Source organism: Burkholderia sp. MSMB2157WGS (assembly GCF_001532755.1).
GTDB lineage: Bacteria > Pseudomonadota > Gammaproteobacteria > Burkholderiales > Burkholderiaceae > Burkholderia.
In genome coordinates this window covers 120,751-139,828 of record NZ_LPJG01000047.1, presented here as the reverse complement: position 1 = coordinate 139,828, position 19,078 = coordinate 120,751, and the positions used below count along the sequence as shown (strand labels likewise).

General features: G+C 67.1%; 22 protein-coding genes. 11 read left to right on the top strand and 11 right to left on the bottom strand.

Features of this window, described 5'->3' with window-relative positions; all coding sequences use genetic code 11:
- Nucleotides 1-73: 73 nt before the first annotated feature.
- Entirely contained in the window at nt 74-1,021 is a 948-nt protein-coding gene (locus tag WT53_RS28390) for an aldo/keto reductase (RefSeq protein WP_034205780.1), read from the bottom strand.
- Between the two features lie 361 nt (nt 1,022-1,382).
- Here WT53_RS28390 and WT53_RS28380 point away from each other — a divergent pair, with 361 nt between their 5' ends.
- Nucleotides 1,383-1,628: a hypothetical protein gene (locus WT53_RS28380; protein ID WP_230624862.1), complete on the top strand. Its 246-nt coding sequence runs from the start codon at nt 1,383-1,385 to the stop codon at nt 1,626-1,628.
- A 207-nt stretch (nt 1,629-1,835) separates the two neighbouring features.
- Here the strand turns inward: WT53_RS28380 and WT53_RS28375 are convergent, their stop codons facing one another.
- A complete protein-coding gene (locus tag WT53_RS28375) occupies nt 1,836-2,456 on the bottom strand; it encodes a LysE/ArgO family amino acid transporter (protein ID WP_034205778.1) in 621 nt (206 codons plus the stop codon).
- Between the two features lie 111 nt (nt 2,457-2,567).
- On the opposite strand from WT53_RS28375, the gene WT53_RS28370 reads away from it, so the two are divergent.
- Complete coding sequence (locus WT53_RS28370; RefSeq protein ID WP_034205777.1) at nt 2,568-3,461, top strand: LysR family transcriptional regulator ArgP; 894 nt, start codon at nt 2,568-2,570, stop codon at nt 3,459-3,461.
- 37 nt (nt 3,462-3,498) lie between these two features.
- Here the strand turns inward: WT53_RS28370 and fnr are convergent, their stop codons facing one another.
- The 3 genes from fnr to WT53_RS28355 form a co-directional block, all read right to left on the bottom strand.
- Nucleotides 3,499-4,245, bottom strand: coding sequence for a fumarate/nitrate reduction transcriptional regulator Fnr (gene fnr / locus WT53_RS28365; RefSeq protein WP_027809557.1), 747 nt, complete (start codon nt 4,243-4,245; stop codon nt 3,499-3,501).
- A 103-nt stretch (nt 4,246-4,348) separates the two neighbouring features.
- A complete protein-coding gene (locus tag WT53_RS28360) occupies nt 4,349-4,816 on the bottom strand; it encodes a universal stress protein (RefSeq protein WP_034205776.1) in 468 nt (155 codons plus the stop codon).
- Between the two features lie 502 nt (nt 4,817-5,318).
- Nucleotides 5,319-5,726 carry a DUF3005 domain-containing protein gene (locus tag WT53_RS28355; protein ID WP_034205775.1) on the bottom strand — a complete coding sequence of 136 codons (408 nt, stop codon included), beginning with the start codon at nt 5,724-5,726 and terminating at the stop codon, nt 5,319-5,321.
- A 278-nt stretch (nt 5,727-6,004) separates the two neighbouring features.
- Between WT53_RS28355 and WT53_RS28350 the strand changes: the two genes are divergently transcribed.
- On the top strand, nt 6,005-6,238 hold the full coding sequence (locus WT53_RS28350; RefSeq protein ID WP_006480138.1) for a hypothetical protein: 234 nt from the start codon (nt 6,005-6,007) through the stop codon (nt 6,236-6,238).
- 137 nt (nt 6,239-6,375) lie between these two features.
- Nucleotides 6,376-7,296: a serine O-acetyltransferase EpsC gene (epsC, locus tag WT53_RS28345; protein WP_006482285.1), complete on the top strand. Its 921-nt coding sequence runs from the start codon at nt 6,376-6,378 to the stop codon at nt 7,294-7,296.
- Nucleotides 7,297-7,366: 70 nt separating this feature from the next.
- Here the strand turns inward: epsC and WT53_RS28340 are convergent, their stop codons facing one another.
- The 3 genes from WT53_RS28340 to WT53_RS28330 all read right to left on the bottom strand — a co-directional run bounded on the left by WT53_RS28340 (nt 7,367) and on the right by WT53_RS28330 (nt 9,827).
- The gene (locus WT53_RS28340) at nt 7,367-8,170 is read right to left on the bottom strand and encodes an SDR family oxidoreductase (RefSeq protein ID WP_034205774.1); all 804 of its coding nucleotides are present in this window, start codon (nt 8,168-8,170) and stop codon (nt 7,367-7,369) included.
- A complete protein-coding gene (gene folE, locus WT53_RS28335; protein WP_034205773.1) occupies nt 8,170-8,805 on the bottom strand; it encodes a GTP cyclohydrolase I FolE in 636 nt (211 codons plus the stop codon). Before folE ends, WT53_RS28340 begins: the two co-directional genes overlap by 1 nt.
- A gap of 95 nt (nt 8,806-8,900) precedes the next feature.
- Nucleotides 8,901-9,827 (bottom strand): LysR family transcriptional regulator, encoded by a 927-nt coding sequence (locus tag WT53_RS28330; RefSeq protein ID WP_034205772.1) that lies wholly within the window; start codon nt 9,825-9,827, stop codon nt 8,901-8,903.
- Nucleotides 9,828-9,990: 163 nt separating this feature from the next.
- Between WT53_RS28330 and pobA the strand changes: the two genes are divergently transcribed.
- The 7 genes from pobA to WT53_RS28295 all read left to right on the top strand — a co-directional run bounded on the left by pobA (nt 9,991) and on the right by WT53_RS28295 (nt 16,955).
- Nucleotides 9,991-11,223 (top strand): 4-hydroxybenzoate 3-monooxygenase, encoded by a 1,233-nt coding sequence (pobA, locus tag WT53_RS28325; protein WP_034205771.1) that lies wholly within the window; start codon nt 9,991-9,993, stop codon nt 11,221-11,223.
- Nucleotides 11,224-11,366: 143 nt separating this feature from the next.
- Nucleotides 11,367-12,083 carry a 3-oxoacid CoA-transferase subunit A gene (locus WT53_RS28320; RefSeq protein WP_034205770.1) on the top strand — a complete coding sequence of 239 codons (717 nt, stop codon included), beginning with the start codon at nt 11,367-11,369 and terminating at the stop codon, nt 12,081-12,083.
- Nucleotides 12,084-12,103: 20 nt separating this feature from the next.
- Entirely contained in the window at nt 12,104-12,760 is a 657-nt protein-coding gene (locus WT53_RS28315) for a CoA transferase subunit B (protein WP_034205769.1), read from the top strand.
- Nucleotides 12,761-12,848: 88 nt separating this feature from the next.
- Complete coding sequence (locus tag WT53_RS28310; protein WP_060262409.1) at nt 12,849-14,222, top strand: 3-carboxy-cis,cis-muconate cycloisomerase; 1,374 nt, start codon at nt 12,849-12,851, stop codon at nt 14,220-14,222.
- The gene (gene pcaD / locus WT53_RS28305; RefSeq protein ID WP_034205767.1) at nt 14,222-15,007 is read left to right on the top strand and encodes a 3-oxoadipate enol-lactonase; all 786 of its coding nucleotides are present in this window, start codon (nt 14,222-14,224) and stop codon (nt 15,005-15,007) included. Before WT53_RS28310 ends, pcaD begins: the two co-directional genes overlap by 1 nt.
- A gap of 10 nt (nt 15,008-15,017) precedes the next feature.
- Nucleotides 15,018-15,404 (top strand): 4-carboxymuconolactone decarboxylase, encoded by a 387-nt coding sequence (gene pcaC / locus WT53_RS28300; protein ID WP_034206288.1) that lies wholly within the window; start codon nt 15,018-15,020, stop codon nt 15,402-15,404.
- A gap of 192 nt (nt 15,405-15,596) precedes the next feature.
- Nucleotides 15,597-16,955 (top strand): MFS transporter, encoded by a 1,359-nt coding sequence (locus tag WT53_RS28295; protein ID WP_034205766.1) that lies wholly within the window; start codon nt 15,597-15,599, stop codon nt 16,953-16,955.
- 131 nt (nt 16,956-17,086) lie between these two features.
- On the opposite strand, the gene WT53_RS28290 is transcribed toward WT53_RS28295, so the two are convergent.
- From WT53_RS28290 to WT53_RS28280, 3 genes are all read right to left on the bottom strand, one after another.
- Complete coding sequence (locus WT53_RS28290) at nt 17,087-17,335, bottom strand: hypothetical protein (protein ID WP_034205765.1); 249 nt, start codon at nt 17,333-17,335, stop codon at nt 17,087-17,089.
- A 110-nt stretch (nt 17,336-17,445) separates the two neighbouring features.
- Complete coding sequence (locus tag WT53_RS28285) at nt 17,446-18,063, bottom strand: LysE family translocator (RefSeq protein WP_060262406.1); 618 nt, start codon at nt 18,061-18,063, stop codon at nt 17,446-17,448.
- Nucleotides 18,064-18,246: 183 nt separating this feature from the next.
- Complete coding sequence (locus WT53_RS28280; protein ID WP_082727539.1) at nt 18,247-19,029, bottom strand: TetR/AcrR family transcriptional regulator; 783 nt, start codon at nt 19,027-19,029, stop codon at nt 18,247-18,249.
- Nucleotides 19,030-19,078 lie beyond the last annotated feature (49 nt).

Sequence of the window (19,078 nt, the reverse complement as noted above, 5' to 3'; positions counted from 1 at the left end):
GCGGCGGTGGAGTCGGCGCTGCCGGTTCACTTCGACGAAGACGACGGCAGCGTGCTCGCCGTCGTCACCGGCTTCAGGGCGCGCTGGCTTCGTCGATTCGGCGGATGTCGTCCTGATCGAGCGTGACGCGGATCGCGTCGCCGAGCACGGCGAGTTGCGCGAGCGACGTCGCGCTCGCGATCGGTGCGGTGATCGTCGGCCGCGCGATCTGCCACGCGAGCGCGATCGCGGCCGGCTGCGTGCCGTGCTTCGCCGACACGGCGTCGAGCGCGGCGAGGATGCGCAGGCCGCGTTCGTTCAGATAGCCGGCGACGCGATCGCCGCGCACGCTCTTCTTCAGGTCGGCCTCGCTGCGGTACTTGCCCGACAGGAAGCCGCTCGCGAGCGCGTAGTAGTTGACGACGCCGAGTTTCAGGTCGCGCACGACCGGCTCGAGATCGCGTTCGTAGTCGGCGCGGTCGAGCAGGTTGTATTCGGGCTGGATGACCTGATAGGCGGGCAGCCCGTCGCGCGCGCTGATCGCGGCGGCCTCGCGCAGGCGCGCGCCGCTGTAGTTCGACGCGCCGATGATGCGCACCTTGCCCGCGTCGATCAGCGTTTGATAGGCGCCGAGCGTTTCTTCGAGCGGGGCCGTGTCGGCCAGATCGCGGTGCGAGAAATACAGGTCGATGTAGTCGGTCTGCAGGCGGCGCAGCGAATCGTCGACGGCTTTCAGGATGTTGTCTTTCGACAGCCCCGCGCGGGCGTCGAGCAGGCCGACCTTGGTCGCGATCACGACCTGCTCGCGCTTGCCCGAGCGCTTCAGCCACTTGCCGATGATCGTTTCCGATTCGCCGCCGTGATTGCCGGGAACCCACGCCGAATAGACGTCGGCCGTGTCGATGAAATTGATGCCGGTGTCGGCGAGCGCGTCGAGCAACGCGAACGATGCGTTTTCGTCGACGGTCCAGCCGAAGACGTTGCCGCCGAACGCGAGCGGCGAAACCTGGATGCTGGAGGTACCGAGGGTGCGATGTGCCATGTTCTGCTCCGATATCTGCAGGGTGACGGGAGGGGACTGCGCGACTGAAGCCGGTCGCGTTGAGACGGCGCAGCGCGTGGCGAGGTTCCGCTGGCGCTGCACCGACCTGCAGGTTTCGTGCTCGGGTGCCGGCATGGCGGACGACGCGACGGGATCGCGGCGGTGCGATCCGTTCGAGCGCCGGTCCGGCACGCACGAAATGTTGTAGTTATTACTGATTTTCGTGAAGGACGAGAGGAAGGCGATGGCCGCCGTGTTCGACGAGGTGGCGCAGGGGCAGGCATTCCGGAGGCGCTGGCGCTGGGGCCGGCGGAGGATTGGCGGCGGATGCAGGAAGCGACTCGAATGAAATCGCCCCGGGATGGCATGGTGCGAAGGCGAGATCACGATTGCGCGCCCGCCCGTCAAGGGCAAGAGCGGCGGCATCGTGCTGGACTTTTTCCCCGACGGCGCGGTGGAAGGCGACAGGGATTCCGGAGTCGACGGCCCGGCCCCGAAGGTGACCCTTTCGAAGCGCGACGCGCGGCGCAAGCTGACCGATCGCGCGAGCCTGAAGGAAATTCCCAGTCCGTTCCATGGGCGCAAGAAGCCGCCCCGGTGGAATTGACGCTGGACGCCTGGCCGGAATCTCTCCCATTCGACGCATCGCGCGATTTCGCGCCGGTCAAGGATTCGATCCGCAGCGGGCACGCTCGATCCGCTGCGGGGCGGGCAATGAAAGGAGGGACCGAAGCCCGGCGGTTCACGGCCGGCTTAGATGGCACGGGCAACGACTACGACCCGAACGACGGAATCGGCCGCGACACTTCCCTCCCTATCGCAACTGCACGGCCGCGAGAAACAGCACCATGCTGCCGATCGCGCCATCCAGCACGCGCCACGCGACGGCCTTGCGGAACCACGGGGCCAGCAATCGCGCGCCATAGCCGAGCCCGACGAACCACACGACGCTGGCCGTCATCGCGCCGATCGCGAACGCGAGCCGCCCGCCTTCCGGCTCGCGCGCGCCGGCCGTGCCGATCAGCAGGAACGTGTCGAGATACACGTGCGGGTTGAGCCACGTGAACGCGAGCGTCATCAGCACGATCGCGAGCGCGCTCTGCGGCGGCGGCGCGACCGCGTCGCCGCGCACGTCGAGCGTGTCGTGGCCCGGCTTGAACGCGCGGCGCAGCGCGTTGATGCCGAACCACGCGAGATACGCGAGGCCGACGTACAGCACCGCATGGACGAAGGTCGGATAGCGTTCGACGAGCACCGATGCGCCGCCGACGCCCGCGCCGATCAGGATCATGTCGGACAGCGCGCACAGCAGCACGATCTTGCCGACGTGCGAGCGCATGATGCCCTGGCGCAGCACGAACGCATTCTGCGCGCCGATGGTGACGATGAGCGACGCACACAGTGCGGCGCCGTGGGAAAAAGCGAGCCAGTTCATGATGAGGGGACAGCCGTGGAAGCGGTAGACGAATGAATCGGGTAGCGCTAGTCTGCGAGCAGCACGGAAATAAGAGAAGCTAAATCACCTAATGCAGATTAAGGAAATCTAATGCTCGACTACGCGTTGCTCGATGCGCTCGCGGCCGTGATCCGCCACGGTTCGTTCGAGCGGGCGGCCAAGGAGCTGAATATCACGCCGTCGGCGGTGTCGCAGCGCGTGAAGCTGCTGGAGGAGCGGGTCGGCAGCGTGCTCGTCAAGCGCGGGCAGCCGTGCGTCGCGACCACGTCGGGCGCGCTGCTGTGCCGGCATACCGAACGCGTGCAGTTGCTGGAAGCCGAACTGGGCGGCCGGATGCCGGCGCTGCCAGGCCAGATCGCGAGCGCGTGGCCGACGTTGCGCGTGGCCGTCAACGACGACAGCGTCGCGACGTGGTTCATCGACGCGGTCGGACCGTTCTGCACGGAACGCGAGACGCTGCTCGACCTCGTGATCGACGATCAGGATTACACGGCCTCGCGCATCCGCGACGGCAGCGTGCAGGGGGCCGTGACCGCGCAGGCGGAGCCGATCCAGGGATGCCGGTCGGAGCGGCTCGGGCGGATTCGCTATCGCGCGGTGTGCGCGCCGGCGTTTTACGCACGTTATTTCGACGCGGGGATCACGCGCGATGCGCTGCGTCGCGCGCCGTGCGTGATGTTCAATCCGAAGGACGGGTTGCAGGCGCGCTTCATCCGGCGCGTGACGCGTGCGGATCTCGATCCGCCGCAGCACTGGATACCGCACGTCGCGGGCTATTTGCGCGCATGCGAAACGGGATTGGGATGGGGGATGTGCCCGGACCGGATGGTCGACCGCCAACTGGCGGCGGGTGAATTGATCGACATGTCGCGCGGGCGAACCATCGACATCGATCTGTACTGGCAGAGCTGGCGTCTGTCGATCGGCTGGCTCGACGATTTCAGCGCGGCGCTGAAGGCGCGTGCCGCGCTGTTTCTCGATTGACCGGCGACGTGACGCAAGCGGCGCGCGCCGTGCGGTGTCAGAGGTGCTGCAGGCCGTCGAAGTCGACGATCTGCACGTGGCGGCCCTGCATTTCGATCAGGCCGCGCTTCTGGAACTTCGACAGCGTGCGGCTGACCGTTTCGAGCGTCATCCCGAGATAGCTGCCGATGTCTTCACGCGTCATCCGCAGGTTGAATTCCGACGGCGAGTAGCCGCGCTTCAGGTAGCGCGACGAGACGTCGAGCAGGAAAGCGGCGACGCGCTCTTCGGCGTTCAGCGAACCGAGCAGCATCGTCTGCGACGTTTCGCGCACGATCTGTTCGCTCATCAGCTTGTGCATGCGCAACTGCATCGAGCCGGCTTCCGAGCACAGCGCCTTGAGCGCGCTGTACGGAATCACGCAGACCGAGCTGTCTTCCAGCGCGACCGCGGTGCGCGGGTGCGTGTCGTCGCAGATGCCGTCGAGGCCGAGCGCTTCGCCGGCGAGGTGCAGGCCCGTGACCTGTTCGCGGCCGTCGTGGCGTGTCGCGACGGTTTTCAGCGAACCGGAGCGCACCGCGTACAGGTTGTCGAATGCGTCGCCTTCGCGGAACAGCGCTTCGCCGCGCTTGACCGGGCGTGCCGCGCAGATGACCGACTCGAGGCGGCTGAGCGCTTCGGGCGCCAGGCCCTGCGGCATGCACAGGTGCCGCATCGCGCACGACGAGCAGTGCGGGGCCTGGCGGGGAGCCCAGCTACCGGCATGGGGCGTGGCGGCGGGGCGGGTGGCGACGGGCGTCAGCATGATCGTTTACTCCGGCGTTGAATCGACGAAATCATTGTCCCACCGCAAGTTGCCGCTGTCGGGTGACAAAACGTCGCGACCGGCCACGCCCGCCGAACGCCGCTCAGGCGGCCGGCTCGTCCGCGTTGGCGGCCGCCGGAATCAGCAATACCGGCAGCGTCGCGTGGCGCACGCATTGTTCGGCGATGCTGCCGAGCACGAGGCGGCGAAAGCCGCGGCGGCCGTGCGTGCCGAGCACGAGCAGATCGGCGCCGAACGTCTTCGCGCCGTCGAGGATCAGTGACGATACGTCGTTGAGCGACGTCGCTTCGTTCAGCCGCGTTTCGCCTTTCACGCCGGCGGCCTGCATCAGCTTCGCGAAATCCTGCGCGAGCGCGTTGCCTTGCGCGACGAGTTGATCGCGCAGCACCGACGGATCGTAGCCGGGCACGTTGTAGTAGATCGCGGCGTTCTCGACGACGTAGAACGGCTGCAGCTCCGCGCCGTGCGCTTTCGCGAGCGCCAGCGCGGCATCGAACGCATGGCGGGACGTGTCGCTGCCGTCGACGGCAACCAGAATACGCTTGTACATAGTGTCTCCGAGTGGCGGGTTGAAACGCAGTCGGCCGGATGGCCGATCGGGCCGGGCAATGCTGCGAGGCAGAGTAAACCAACGGGCACGATCGTGCAGCGAGATGCCCGCCGCGCCGCGCGGCCTCGCCGTTCCTGTCGCCGTCGCGCATGGCCATGCGCGCGACGCATGCCGCACCGCGCGACGCGGGTCGTGTGTTCGGCCGCATCGTCGGCGACAACGCATGCGCACGCATCGATCCGGCACGGCGACCATGCCGATGCGCCGCACGCATCGCCATTCAATCGCAATCGCGCCGGGGCGAGCCATGACTTCGGTCAATGCATGTGCGTCGATGCGATGCGCGACATGCATGACGCCGAATGCCGATGCCCATGCGCGGAATCGTTCGCGCCCGCACCATTCGAGCGCGTATCGGCGCGCGGTCGACTCGCACGCGCCGATTCACGCCATCGATCGACGGCGGCTCGCGAACGAACGATCGATTCAAACGCCGTACCGGTTATCCCGGCGCGACCGTCAACTCGATGACGCGCTCCGGCCGGCGGCCGTGGCCGGGCCAGTACGCGCTGCCGTGCATCCGGTGAACGAGACCGTACGGCGCGTCGACCGCGGGCGGCGTGTCGAAGCCTTTCTCGATCACCCTGTAGCCGGCGCGCAACGCGAACGCCGGATGATTGCCGTCGGCTCGGCTGTCGAAACCGGCGAAGCCGTCGCCGGCTTCCGGCATCGCGTTGACGAGCGACGCGTTGCTGCGCGTGACCTGGTCGGGCGAGATCGGCCCGGCTCCGGCGAGGCGCGACGCTTCGCGGTTCTTGCCGTCGGTGTCGACCGTGCTGTCGTGCGTGTCGTCGTTGTCGAGTTCGATGCTGCGCGGACGCGCGTGCGCTGTTCGAGCGGATGATTCCATCGCGGCTCTCCTGGCGGCGATACGCTCCGGATCAAAGCAAATCCCGTTCCGGGCGCGACGGGAAAAGGCGCGCGGGCGATCGCCGCGGTCGCGCGACGCGCACTGATTTGTCATGATTTATTTCAGCTAGAAGACGCGTTTTCTACAGAGTATGATTCTTTTCCTGCGAAGCGGCGACAGGGGATGAAGTCTCGCCGCCTCTGCCCGCGCCGGGGCGCCGCAGCACCCTTACAGACGGGTAGCGAACAACAAAGCAAGGGACTAGAGGTGGCGGACTCATGCAAGCGACTACTGCCTTCACGCACCGCGGTTATCTGTTGAATTGCGCGCCCGCACGCGCCAGTGACGGTTCGTTCAAGCCCTACGTCGTGATCTCCCGATCGAGCGACGGGGAGCTCGTCGCGAACCGTTTTTTTCCGATCGAGCTCCAGTTCAACGACGAAGGCGACGCGATCGCGCACGCGCGCGACTGGGCCGTACGCTGGATCGACGCGAGCAGCATCTCGATGTGACGCCGTCGCGCCGATGCGGCGTCGGCCGTCCGGCCGATCCCCGGGGTGCCGCCCCCGGACAAGAAACGCGGTAATCTTGCGGAACCCGTCACTTTATTAGCGGCCGTGCAACCGAGCGCGGCTGCCCGCATTGGCCTATGTCGACATCACCCGCCCGTCAGTGGGGCCTCGAAGAAATCGTCGCCGGCTTGCGCGAATCGCGCGAGGAACTCCATCGCACGCGCCATCCGCGCGGCATCCGCGAACTGCCGTCGCGCGATGCGATCTGCAAGATCGTGACCGGCCTGCGCGCGTCGATGTTTCCGACGCACTACGGCGCGCCCGACCTGACCGACGAAAGCGTCGACTACTACGTCGGCCACACGCTCGAAAGCACGCTGCGCATCCTGTCCGAGCAGATCCGCCGCGCGTTGCCGTTCCTGCCGGAGCATGTCGATACGCCGTTCGCCGAGCTCGACGAACGCGCGTTCGAGATCGCGCGCGAATTCGGCCGGCAGTTGCCGGCGATCCGCGCGCTGCTCGTCAGCGACATCCAGGCCGCGTACGCGGGCGATCCGGCCGCGCAGCACATCACCGAGATCCTGCTGTGCTATCCCGGTGTGCTCGCGATGATGCACCATCGGCTCGCGCACGCGCTGCACCAGCTCGGCGTGCCGCTGCTCGCGCGGTTCATCAATGAAATCGCCCATTCGGCGACCGGCATCGACATTCACCCGGGCGCGCAGATCGGCCCGAGCTTCTTCATCGACCACGGCACCGGTGTCGTGATCGGCGAAACCGCGATCATCGGCGAGCGCGTGCGCGTGTATCAGGCCGTCACGCTCGGCGCGAAGAGTTTCCCGGCCGATGGCGACGGCGCGCTGGTGAAGGGCAATGCCCGGCACCCGATCGTCGAGGACGACGTGGTGATCTATGCGGGCGCGACGATTCTCGGCCGCGTGACGATCGGGCGCGGCTCGGTGATCGGCGGCAACGTGTGGCTCACGCACAGCGTGCCGCCCGGCACGAGCGTCGCGCAGGGCAAGGTCCGCGAAGGCGGCAGCGCCGAGAAGCCGTAACGCGGCGGGCGGTTGGCGGCGGGCGGCGGGCGGCGGCGCGCTCGGTTCGAGCGGGCGCGCCGCGCGTGCGTCAGTGCTTGCCGTCCGGCGAGCGGTGCTTGTACAGCACGTCCTGGTCCACGCGGATCAGGTTCTGGCCCGCATCGACGACGAAATCCACGCCGTTGTACGCATTGCCCGTCAGCAGCAGGATCGCGCTCGCGACGTCGTCGGGGCCCGCGATGCGCGCGAGCGGCGTCGATGCGCGGCTCGCGTGTTCGAAGTCGGCCTGCGTCTGGTCGTCGCTCGGCAGCATCAGCCCCGGGAACACCGCATTCACGCGCAGCACCGGCGCGGACGACAGCGCGAGCATCTGCGTGAGGTTGCCGAGCGCGGCCTTCGCGACCGTGTAGCTGAAATGGTCGCGATGGAAGTTTTCCTTGATCTTCTGGTCGACCACGTTCACGACGACACCCTGCGTGCCGGCCGCGCGGGCCCGCTCGTAGAACGCACGCGTGAGCAGGATCGGCGCGCGGCAGTTGACGGCCCATGCCTGGTCGAACGCCGCGAGATCGAAGCTCGGGAAATGGTCCTGCCAGAACACCGACGCGTTGTTGACCAGCACGTCGAGGCGCCCGAAGCGCGCATAGACCCGATCGATCAGCGCGGCGATCTGCGCGGCATCGGACAGGTCGGCCTGCAGCGCCGCGGAATCGTGCCCGCGTTCGGCAAGCGCGCGGGCGGCGGCCTGCGCGGCATCGGCCGAACGGTCGTAGTGCACCGCGGTGCGATAGCCGTGCGCGGCGAAATACTCGGCGAACGCGCGCCCGGCCCGGCGCGCGGCGCCGGTCACGAGCACGACGGGCGCGTGCGCCGTTTGCTTCGTCTGCTCCATCAGGTATTCGTCAGGTTGACCGAGGAAGGATTCGCGACGATCGACAGGAATTCGCGACGCGTCGACGGATCGGTGCGGAACGTGCCGAGCATGCGCGACGTGACCATCTCGACGCCCGGCTTGTGCACGCCGCGCGTCGAGATGCACTGGTGCGCGGCTTCGAGGATCACGCCGACGCCCTTCGGCTGCAGCACGTCGAACAGCGTGTCGGCGATCTGCACGGTCATCTTTTCCTGGATCTGCAGGCGCTTCGCGAACGCGTCGACGAGGCGCGCGAGCTTCGAGATGCCGACGACGCGATGGTTCGGCAGATACGCGACGTGCGCGCGGCCGATGATCGGCACCATGTGGTGCTCGCAGTAGCTCTCGAAGCGGATGTCCTTCAGCACGATCATTTCGTCGTAGCCGTCGACTTCGCTGAACGTGCGCGCGAGGATGTCGCGCGGCTCCAGCGCGTAGCCGGCGAAGAACTGCTCGTAGGCGCGCACGACGCGTGCGGGCGTGTCGAGCAGGCCTTCGCGCGCGGGATCGTCGCCGGCCCAGCGCAGCAGCACGCGCACGGCGTCTTCCGCTTCTTCACGGCTCGGCCGCGAGGCGACCGGCTGGGCCTGTGCGGTTTTCTTTCCCTTACCCATGTAGTGGCTCCATCGAAGGCCGCCTGCGGCGGCCGATATCCGGGCATTGTTTCATGCTTTCGCCGCGCGTGCGTGCGGCCGCCGCGCCCGCTTCCTCACTTCGGCCATTCGTCCTGCTCGTCGTTGAACAGCGACGCGACGACGCCGCGCAGCCACGCGGTGCGCGGGTCGTTGTGATACTTGCGATGCCAGTGCTGCTTCAGGTCGAAGCGCGGCAGCGCGAGCGGCGGCTCGACGGGCACGATGAACGCGTGCTCGGCCGCATACGCATAGCCGATCGCGTGCGGCACCGTCGCGATCAGGTCGGTGCGGCTCAGGATGAACGGCAGGCTCATGAAGTGCGGCGTTTCGAGCACCGCGCGGCGCTGCATGCGCTGCTTCGCCAGATATTTCTCGAGCACTTCCTGGCTGCGCCCTTCGGCGCGCACCACCGCATGCCCGCACGCGAGGAACTGCTCGACCGTGAACGGCGGCGCCTGCTCGAACGGATGGCCGCGCCGCATCAGGCAGACGAACCGGTGCGTGAACAGCCGCTGCTGGAAGAAGTTGTTGCCGTCGAGATCGGGGAAGTAGCCGACTGCGAGATCGATCGACCCGGCTTCGAGGCCGCGGCCGACTTCGTCGTGCGCGAGCGAGACCGAACGCAGGTTCGCGCGCGGCGCAAGCGTCGCGAACGCCTGCAGCAGCTTCGGCAGGAACACGATCTCGCCGACGTCAGACAGCGCGATCGAGAACGTGTGCGTGCTCGCGGCCGGATCGAAATCGTGCGGCGCGACGAGGCCGCGCTCGATCTGCGCGAGCGCGTCTCGGGCGGCCGGCAGCAGCGCGAGCGCGCGCGGCGTCGGCTCCATCCCGCGCGACGTGCGCACGAACAGCGGATCGCCGAAGTACTCGCGCAGCCGGCCGAGCGCCGTGCTCACGCGCGGCTGGCTCACGCCGAGCAAGTCGCCAGCGCGGCTCACGTTGCGCGTGTCGTCGAGGGCGACGAGGTAGGGAATCAGGTTCAGATCGAGCGCATCCATCGTCGGACCAGTATCGCGGAAACGTATACAACTTATCTCGGCAATCGCGTTGCCGCATAGTCGGGAAAGCGCTGAAATGCGTTCACCACTCGAACCAATGTTCAATTTCGCATAGGCCCGAAGTGTGCGCGCAAGCGCCGATCGCGGCCGTCAGGAGACAAACATGCGCACCCAGGTCGCCATCGTCGGCGCCGGCCCGTCCGGCCTTCTGCTGTCCCATCTGCTGCGCCTGCAAGGCGTCGATTCCATCCTCGTCGAAGCGCGTTCGCGCGAATACTGCGAGAACCGCATCCGCGCCGGCGTGCTGGAGCAAGGCACGGTCGACACGCTGAACGAAGCCGGCCTCGGCGAGCGGATGCGCCGCGAAGGGCTCGAACATCACGGCATCGAGCTGCTGTTCGACGGCCAGCGTCATCGCATCGACCTGTCCGGGCTGACCGGCGGGCGCGCGATCACCGTCTACAGCCAGCACGAAGTCGTGCGCGACCTGATCGCGGCCGGCGTCGAACACGGCCATCAAATGCATTTCGAAGTCAGCGACGTCGCGCTGCACGACGTCGAAAGCGAGCGTCCGTTCGTCACGTTCAAGCACGCGGACGGGCGGGCCGATCGCATCGACTGCGACTACATCGCCGGCTGCGACGGCTTCCACGGCATCGCGCGCCAGACGATTCCGGCCGAGCGGCTGAAGACGTTCGAGCGCGTCTACCCGTTCGCGTGGCTCGGCATCCTCGCCGACGCTGCGCCGTCGCTCGACGAGCTCGTGTACGCGCACCACGACAACGGCTTCGCGCTGTTCTCGATGCGCTCGCCCACGGTCACGCGCCTGTACCTGCAGTGCAAGCCGGATGAAGACCTCGCCCAGTGGTCCGACGCACGGATCTGGGACGAACTGCACACGCGCTTCTCGAACGACACCGGCTGGACGCCGACCGAGGGCCGGATCACGCAGAAGAGCGTGACGCCGATGCGCAGCTTCGTGTCGGAAACGATGCAGCACGGGCGCCTGTTCCTCGCCGGCGACGCCGCGCACATCGTGCCGCCGACCGGCGCGAAGGGCATGAACCTCGCGGTGGCCGACGTTCGCGCGCTGTCTCGCGCGCTCGGCGCGCGCTACCGGACGGGCGACGCGACGCCGCTCGACGCCTATTCGGCGACCTGTCTCGAACGCGTATGGCGCGCCGAGCACTTCTCGTACTTCATGACGAACATGCTGCATGCGTCGCCGGACGATTCGCCGTTCGTCAATCGCCTGAAGTTTGCCGAGCTGAAATACGTGACGCGTTCGCGGGCGGCCGCGCAATCGCTCGCCGAAAACTACGTCGGCCTGCCGTTCGACGACGCGACGGCCCCCGAGGCAACCCGCCTTGACAACGCGCTGTGCGCGCCTCTATGATCGGCCCATCGTTCGCTAATCGAATCTAGGTTCGAATAGCGAACAAAAGCCGGGGTCGACGAGGGCCTCCGGCGCGGCACGCGGCACGCGCGTGTCCCCTCGACAGGCCGCGCACGAGCCGCGGGTTCGCATCAGGAAGAGACATGGTCAACAAGATTTTCGAATCGCTTCAGTCGGCGGTTGCCGACGTCCACGATGGCGCGACGATCATGATCGGCGGCTTCGGCACGGCCGGCATGCCGTCCGAGCTGATCGACGCGTTGATCGAACAGGGCGCGCGCGACCTGACGATCGTCAACAACAACGCGGGCAACGGCGAGACGGGTCTCGCGGCGCTCCTGAAGGCGAAAAAGGTGCGCAAGATCATCTGTTCGTTCCCGCGCCAGAGCGATTCGCAGGTGTTCGACGCACTGTACCGCGCGGGCGAGATCGAGCTGGAACTCGTGCCGCAGGGCAACCTCGCGGAGCGCATCCGCGCGGCGGGCGCCGGCATCGGCGGTTTCTTCACGCCGACGGGCTACGGCACCAAGCTCGCGGAAGGCAAGGAAACGCGCGTGATCGACGGCAAGCCGTATGTGTTCGAAACGCCGATCCACGCCGATTTCGCGCTCGTGAAGGCGTACAAGGGCGATCGCTGGGGCAATCTCGTGTACCGCAAGACCGCGCGCAACTTCGGGCCGATCATGGCCAGCGCCGCGAAGGTCGCGATCGTCCAGGTGTCGGAAGTCGTGCCGCTCGGCGCGCTGAACCCGGAGCACATCGTGACGCCGGGCATTTTCGTCCAGCGTGTCGTCGAGGTGCCGCAGGCCGCGCACGCGGCCGAACTGGCCGCCGAACACGCTGCATCGCAAGCCGCCTGATCGCCTTGAGGAAAACCGACATGAAACGACTGACCCGCGATGAAATGGCCAAGCGCGTCGCCCAGGACATCCCCGAAGGCGCGTACGTGAATCTCGGCATCGGCGTGCCGACGCTGGTGGCGAACCACCTCGATCCGGCCAAGGAAATCTTCCTGCACAGCGAGAACGGCCTGCTCGGCATGGGCCCGGCGCCCGCGCCCGGCGAGGAAGACGACGAACTGATCAACGCCGGCAAGCAGCACGTGACGCTGCTCACCGGCGGCGCCTATTTCCACCACTCGGATTCGTTCGCGATGATGCGCGGCGGCCACCTCGACTACTGCGTGCTCGGCGCGTTCCAGGTGTCGGCTGCCGGCGACCTCGCGAACTGGCACACGGGCGCGCCCGATGCGATTCCGGCCGTCGGCGGCGCGATGGACCTCGCGATCGGCGCGAAGCAGGTGTTCGTGATGATGGAGCACCTGACGAAGCAGGGCGAGAGCAAGATCGTCGCGCAGTGCTCGTATCCGGTCACCGGCGTGCAATGCGTGAGCCGCATCTACACCGATCTCGCGGTGCTCGACGTGACGGCCGACGGCCTCGCGGTGAACGAGATCTTCACCGACCTGTCGTTCGACGAGCTGCAGAAGCTGACCGGCGTGCCGCTGATCGACGCGACGCAGAAGGCCGCCGCCTGAACGGCAAGCATGCCGGTGCGCGCTTTCGAGCGCACGCCGGCGCGCTTGGGTAGACAATAGGCGCACGCCGTTTCCCCATTCCGATGCCATGCTCGAAGACAGCGCCCGCCTGACCTCCCTGATCTGCGGCACCGAGCCGCTCAACCGGATCTGGTCGCCCCGCGCGACGATCCAGCGAATGCTCGACGTCGAGGCCGCGCTCGCCCGCGCGCTTGCCGCGCAGCAGGTGATTCCCGCCGCCGCGGTCGCGCCGATCGAACGCGCGTGCGACGCCGGCCGGCTCGACGCCGACGCGCTCGCGCACGGCGCGGCGCTCGGCGGCAATCTCGCGATTCCGCTCGTCAAGCAACTCACCGCGCAAGTAAAGGCCGACGACCCCGAGGCCGCGAAGTTCGTCCACTGGGGCGCGACGAGCCAGGACATCATCGATACCGCGACCGTGCTGCAGTTGCACGACACGCTCGACGCGCTCGAACCGATGCTCGACGAAGCCTGTGCGTCGCTCGCGGCGCTCGCGCGCGCCCATCGCGCGACGCCGATGATCGGCCGCACGTGGCTGCAGCAGGCGCTGCCCATTACGCTCGGCCTCAAATTCGCTCAATGGCTCGATGCGCTGCTGCGCCATCGCGCACGTTTTGCCGAGTTGCGCGAACGTGTGCTCGTGCTGCAGTTCGGCGGCGCCGCCGGCACGCTCGCAAGCCTGCGCGAACATGCAGCCGGCGTGAGCGCCGCGCTCGCGGCCGACCTGAAGCTCGCGGTGCCGGCCGTGCCGTGGCATACGCAGCGCGACCGCATCGCGGAAGCCGCGTCGTGTTTCGGGATGCTGATCGGTACGCTCGGCAAGATCGCGCGCGACGTGTCGCTGCAGATGCAGACCGAAGTCGGCGAGCTCGGCGAACCGGCCGCCGCCGGCAAGGGCGGTTCGTCGACGATGCCGCACAAGCGCAACCCGGTCGGCTGCGCGGCCGTGCTGACGGCCGCGGTGCGTGCGCCGGGCCTCGTTGCGACCGTGTTCGCGGGGATGGTGCAGGAGCACGAGCGCGCACTCGGCGGCTGGCAGGCCGAATGGGATGCGTTGCCCGATCTCGCGCGCCTGGCGGGCGGCGCGCTCGCGCAGATCGCGCAGATCGTCGCGGGCCTCGACGTGAATACGGAGCGCCTCGCCGCGAACCTCGACCTCACGCACGGGCTGATCCTCGGCGAAGCCGTGATGCTCGCGCTCGGCGACCGCATCGGCCGGCTCGATGCGCACCACGTCGTCGAGCACGCGTCGAAGGAAGCCGTGCGCACCGGGGCGACGCTGTTCGACGTGCTCGCCGCCGATGCGACCGTGTCGGCCCACCTGTCGCGCGACGCGCTCGCGCGGCTGCTCGATCCCGCACATTACGTCGGCGAAGCGCAGGCCTATGTCGACGCCGTGCTCGCGCTGCATGCGGGTGCGAAACAACCAGGAGAACATTGATGCCTTTCGCCACTGTCAACGGCGTGACACTGCATTACCGGATCGACCGTGCCGCACGCGACGACGCGCCGTGGCTCGTCTTCTCGAATTCGCTCGGCGCCGACCTGCAGATGTGGGCGCCGCAGATCCGCCCGCTTGCCCAGCACTTCAACATCCTGCGCTACGACACCCGCGGCCACGGCCACTCCGACGCGCCGGCCGGTTCGTACACGATCGAGCAACTGGCGGGCGACGTAATCGGCCTGCTCGACCACGTCGGCATCGAGTGCGCGCATTTCTGCGGCATCTCGATGGGCGGGCTGACCGGCGCCGCGCTGGCCGCACGCTACCCGTCGCGCATCGTGCGCGCGGTCCTGTCGAATACCGCCGCGAAGATCGGTTCGCCGGAAGTGTGGGCGCCGCGTGCGCAGAAGGCGCGCGCCGAAGGCATGGCCGCGCTCGCCGACGCCGTGCTGCCGCGCTGGTTCACCGACGCATTCGTCGAACGCGAGCCGCGCCTGTTCGATGCGATCCGCGACACCTTCGTACATACCGACAAGGACGGCTACGCGGCCAACTGCGACGCGCTGAACGCGGCCGATCTGCGCGAGGAAGTGAAGGGCATCGCGTTGCCGGTGCTCGTCGTGACCGGCGCGAAGGACATGTCGACGCCGCCCGACCAGGGCCGCGCGCTTGCCGCCGCGATTCCCGGTGCGCTGCACGTCGAATTCGACGCCGCGCACATTTCGAACATCGAATGCACCGCCGGCTTCAACCGCGCGCTGCTCGATTTCCTGATTGCGTGAGGTGCCGGCGATGGATGACCAGGAACGTTATGAAGCAGGGATGAAGGTGCGTCGCGCCGTGCTCGGCGACGCGCACGTCGACCGTTCGCTCGAGAACCGCACCGAGGTGACCGACGAATTCCAGAACCTGATCACGCGTTATGCGTGGGGCGAGATCTGGACCCGCGACGGGCTGCCGCGCCATACGCGCAGCCTGTTGACCATCGCGATGATGGTGGCGTTGAACCGCGGCGAGGAACTGGCGCTGCACCTGCGTGCTGCGCGCAACAACGGCGTGACGCGCGACGAGATCAAGGAAGTGCTGCTGCAGACCGCGATCTATTGCGGCGTGCCGGCCGCGAATTCCGCGTTCCATCTCGCGGACAAGATCTTCAAGGAGCAAGATGCAGCCGGTTAAAGGCCGGCGGTGATCCGATCGGGCGGCCCGCCGAGGTTGGCGGGCCGTCGTCGATGAAGAACGCACCGGCAGCGAATCGGTGCGTGAACGAAGGAAAGGCGCGGCCACGAGGCCGCGCTTGTTGCATATATCAACGTTGCATGGGACCGGAAGGCGCCGACGCGCGCATTTCGGCCGACAAGGAGACAAGCGATGAATCGCGCACCCGTGGTCGATGTCCAGACCTTCATCAACGAGCAGCCGTTCGGCGGCTTTCAATGGCTCGTTTTCCTCATGTGTTTCGTGATCGTGCTGCTCGACGGCTTCGATACGGCCGCGATCGGCTTCATCGCGCCGTCGCTGCTCGGCGAATGGAACCTGACCAAGCCCGATCTCGCGCCCGTGCTCAGCGCCGCACTGTTCGGCCTCGCGTGCGGTGCGCTCGTGTCCGGCCCGCTGTCCGACCGGCTCGGCCGCCGCTCGCTGCTGCTCGGCTCGGTGTTCCTGTTCGGCGCCGCGTGCCTGATGTCCGCGTTCTCGAACACGATCGGACACCTGACGATCCTGCGTTTCGTCACCGGCGTCGGGCTCGGCGCCGCGATGCCGAACGCGGTCACGATGATGGGCGAATTCTGCCCGGACAAGCGCCGCGCGACCGTGATCAACCTGATGTTCTGCGGCTTTCCGCTCGGCGCCGCGTTCGGCGGTTTCCTCGCCGCATGGATGATTCCGCATTTCGGCTGGCGCAGCGTGCTGGTGCTCGGCGGCGTGACGCCGCTGCTGCTCGCCGTGCTGTTGCTGCTGAAGATGCCGGAATCGGTGCGCTTCATGGTCGCGAACGGCCAGGGCATCGACAGGATCCGCGCGACGCTCGCGCGCATCTCGCGCGACGCGCTGAACGCCGGTTCGTTCGCGTTGACCGAAGCCGCGCCGCAGACCGGCGGCAAGGGCCTCGGCGTCGTGCTGTCGCGCTCGTACATCGTCGGCTCGGTGATGCTGTGGCTCGCCTACTTCATGGGGCTCGTGATCTTCTACGCGTCGATCAACTGGATGCCGATCTTGCTGAAGGATGCGGGCCTGACGCCGAAGAGCGCGACGCTGATCTCGGCGCTGTTCCCGCTCGGTGGGGTGGGCGCCGTGCTGTGCGGCGTGCTGATGGACCGCTTCAACGCGAATCGCGTGATCGCCGTGTGCTATGCGCTGACGGCTGTGAGCGTGTATGCGATCGGGCAGGCGGCCGGCAACGTCGGGCTGCTGGTGCTGGTCGTGTTCGTGGCCGGCGTGCTGATGAACACCGCGCAGTCGTCGATGCCGGCGCTGGCCGCCGCGTTCTATCCGACCGAAGGGCGCGGCACGGGTGTCGCATGGATGCTCGGCGTCGGCCGGTTCGGCGGGATCGCCGGGTCGTTCCTCGTCGCCGAACTGACGCGCCGGCACTTCTCGTTCGCAGGGGTGTTCGCGACGATTGCCGTCGCGGGCGTACTCGCGTGCGTCGCGCTGCTGATCAAGCAGATGGCGCGGCCGCACGGCGTTGTGCAGCCGGCAGGCAAGATCGAGTCGCTCGGGCATTGAGCGGCGTTCGGGCCGGGCGATGCACCGGCCCCGAGCATGATCGATTCAGGCCGGTCGCACGCCGACCGACCGGCGCGCGACGACAGACCGGGCCGCGTTCGCGGCCCGTCGACATTCCGGCCGTCGCACCGTTACTCCTCCGCGTCGTGCTCCTTGACGAAGTTGCGCAGGTACGCGCGCAACGCGGCTTCCCGGCCGCGATGATCGTCGTGGTTCGCGGCGCCCATTTCTTCCTCGTCGCCGAACAGCGTCGGCGGCGCGCAGTACGTGCCGACTTCGATGTTCTCGCGCAGCACGCGGATATCGTGCGTGAGCGGGTGATACTCGGCGATCCAGTGCATTCCTTCGATGTACTCGCCCGTTCTCAGCATTGGCTTCATCGGCAATCTCCATGCAGAGCGGCGGTGCAACCGCCGAAGCGGTTGCATGCGCCCGTACCGAAAGGGTACGCCTGCCTCACGTGAAGCTCAACGGGCGGGCTTACGAGGGTTCAGCGCGGCAGCAGGTGCGCGACGAGCGGGTACAGCGACAGGAACAGCAGCACGGCCATCGTCACGTTGAAGATGCGCAGCGCGCGGGGATTCGACAGGAAGCGCCGCAGGCCGAGGCCGAACGCGGCCCACAGGCAGATGCACGGGAAGCCGATCAGGATGAACACGACGGACATCCAGGCGGCGTTCATTCCGTAGTCGGCGGACAGGCGGATCGTCGTCGCGGCGGTCAGCACCATCATCCATGCCTTCGGGTTGACCCACTGGAACGCGGCGGCTTCGATGAACGTCATCGGGCGCGGCTTGGCGCCGTGCGCCTTCACTTCGCCGGACGTACCGATCCGCCAGGCGAGGTACAACAGGTACGCGACGCTCGCGGCTTCGAGGATCGTGTACAGCAGCGGCAGGCGCTTGAACGCTTCGCCGAGGCCGAAGCCGACGCAGAGCATCAGGATCGCGACGCCGATGCTGATGCCGAACAGGTGCGGCATCGTGCGGCGGAAACCGAAGTTGACGCCCGACGCGAGCAGCATCGTGTTGTTGGGGCCGGGCGTGATCGACGTGACGAGCGCGAACAGCATGCCGGCGGGCAACGCGCTGAGGGTGAGGAATTCCATCGCGGATTCTCCATTCGGTTCGAGGCTGGGATGGAGATCAGTTTAGCGACGGTTTTCTGTACAGTACCGGTACAGTTGGCTTGACGAATGCCGGTACGGGGAGGGGCGAGTGCGTGACGGCGACCGTCAGTGCTACGCGGGTACCCGGCAGGGTTCTGCCTATCACAGGCGAACGATAGGCCGCTAACGTTCTTGCGATTCGTTGGGCCCAGACGTCCCAGCGGGCGGCAATGGGCGATTCGCAATCTCTATCGCTTCAGTTTGCGGCACACCCAAGGTCTGCAACAGGGATGAAGCTGCGCGCTCGGCAAAGCCGTTCTGACTGTACCCGATCATGTTCAACATGTCGGTAACCGGCTTCTCGTCCGCATCGAATCGGAGCTCGATCGCAATGGCGGTCAGTACCGCACCCCCGACCGTGATCACGCTCATCAGCGGGTCACTTGCCGAGAATCTCCCCGCGAGGATGCCTTTCTGAATATCCCTCAACAACCTGGGTCCGAGGCCGCGGCTGAGCGCTCGCATGGACAACCCTTCGCGGAGGAGAAATTGTCCCCAAACCGGCTCACTTCTGGCTCGCAGCAACGTATGGCGCAGCGATACAGAAATGATCTCGGCGGGGTCGGTGAGGTTGCCTGCGATGCGGTCCAGGGTATCCGCGAACTCCTCGAACACGATTTCCAAAACCGCGGCATGAATCGCTTCTTTCGATTCGAAGTGGTTGTAGAACGACCCGAACCCCACGTCCGCGGCTTCCGTAATTTCATTGATCGCGACGCCTTCCATCCCCTTTTGCGCCATGAGTACAAAGGCGGCATCCAGCAGGCGCGCCCGCGTCTCGCGCTTTCGGCGCGCGCCTCGAGGCTCGCGAACCTCAGGGCTCGACGGCCCTTGCCCGTTCGAGAAGACGGCCGGCGACGGTGTTCTGGTGCGACGGGAAGAAGTGTTGGGCATCGGCGTGCGCATGGATTCGGTGTTTGAGTATACGTTCGAACGTCAAAATTGACAAAATCAT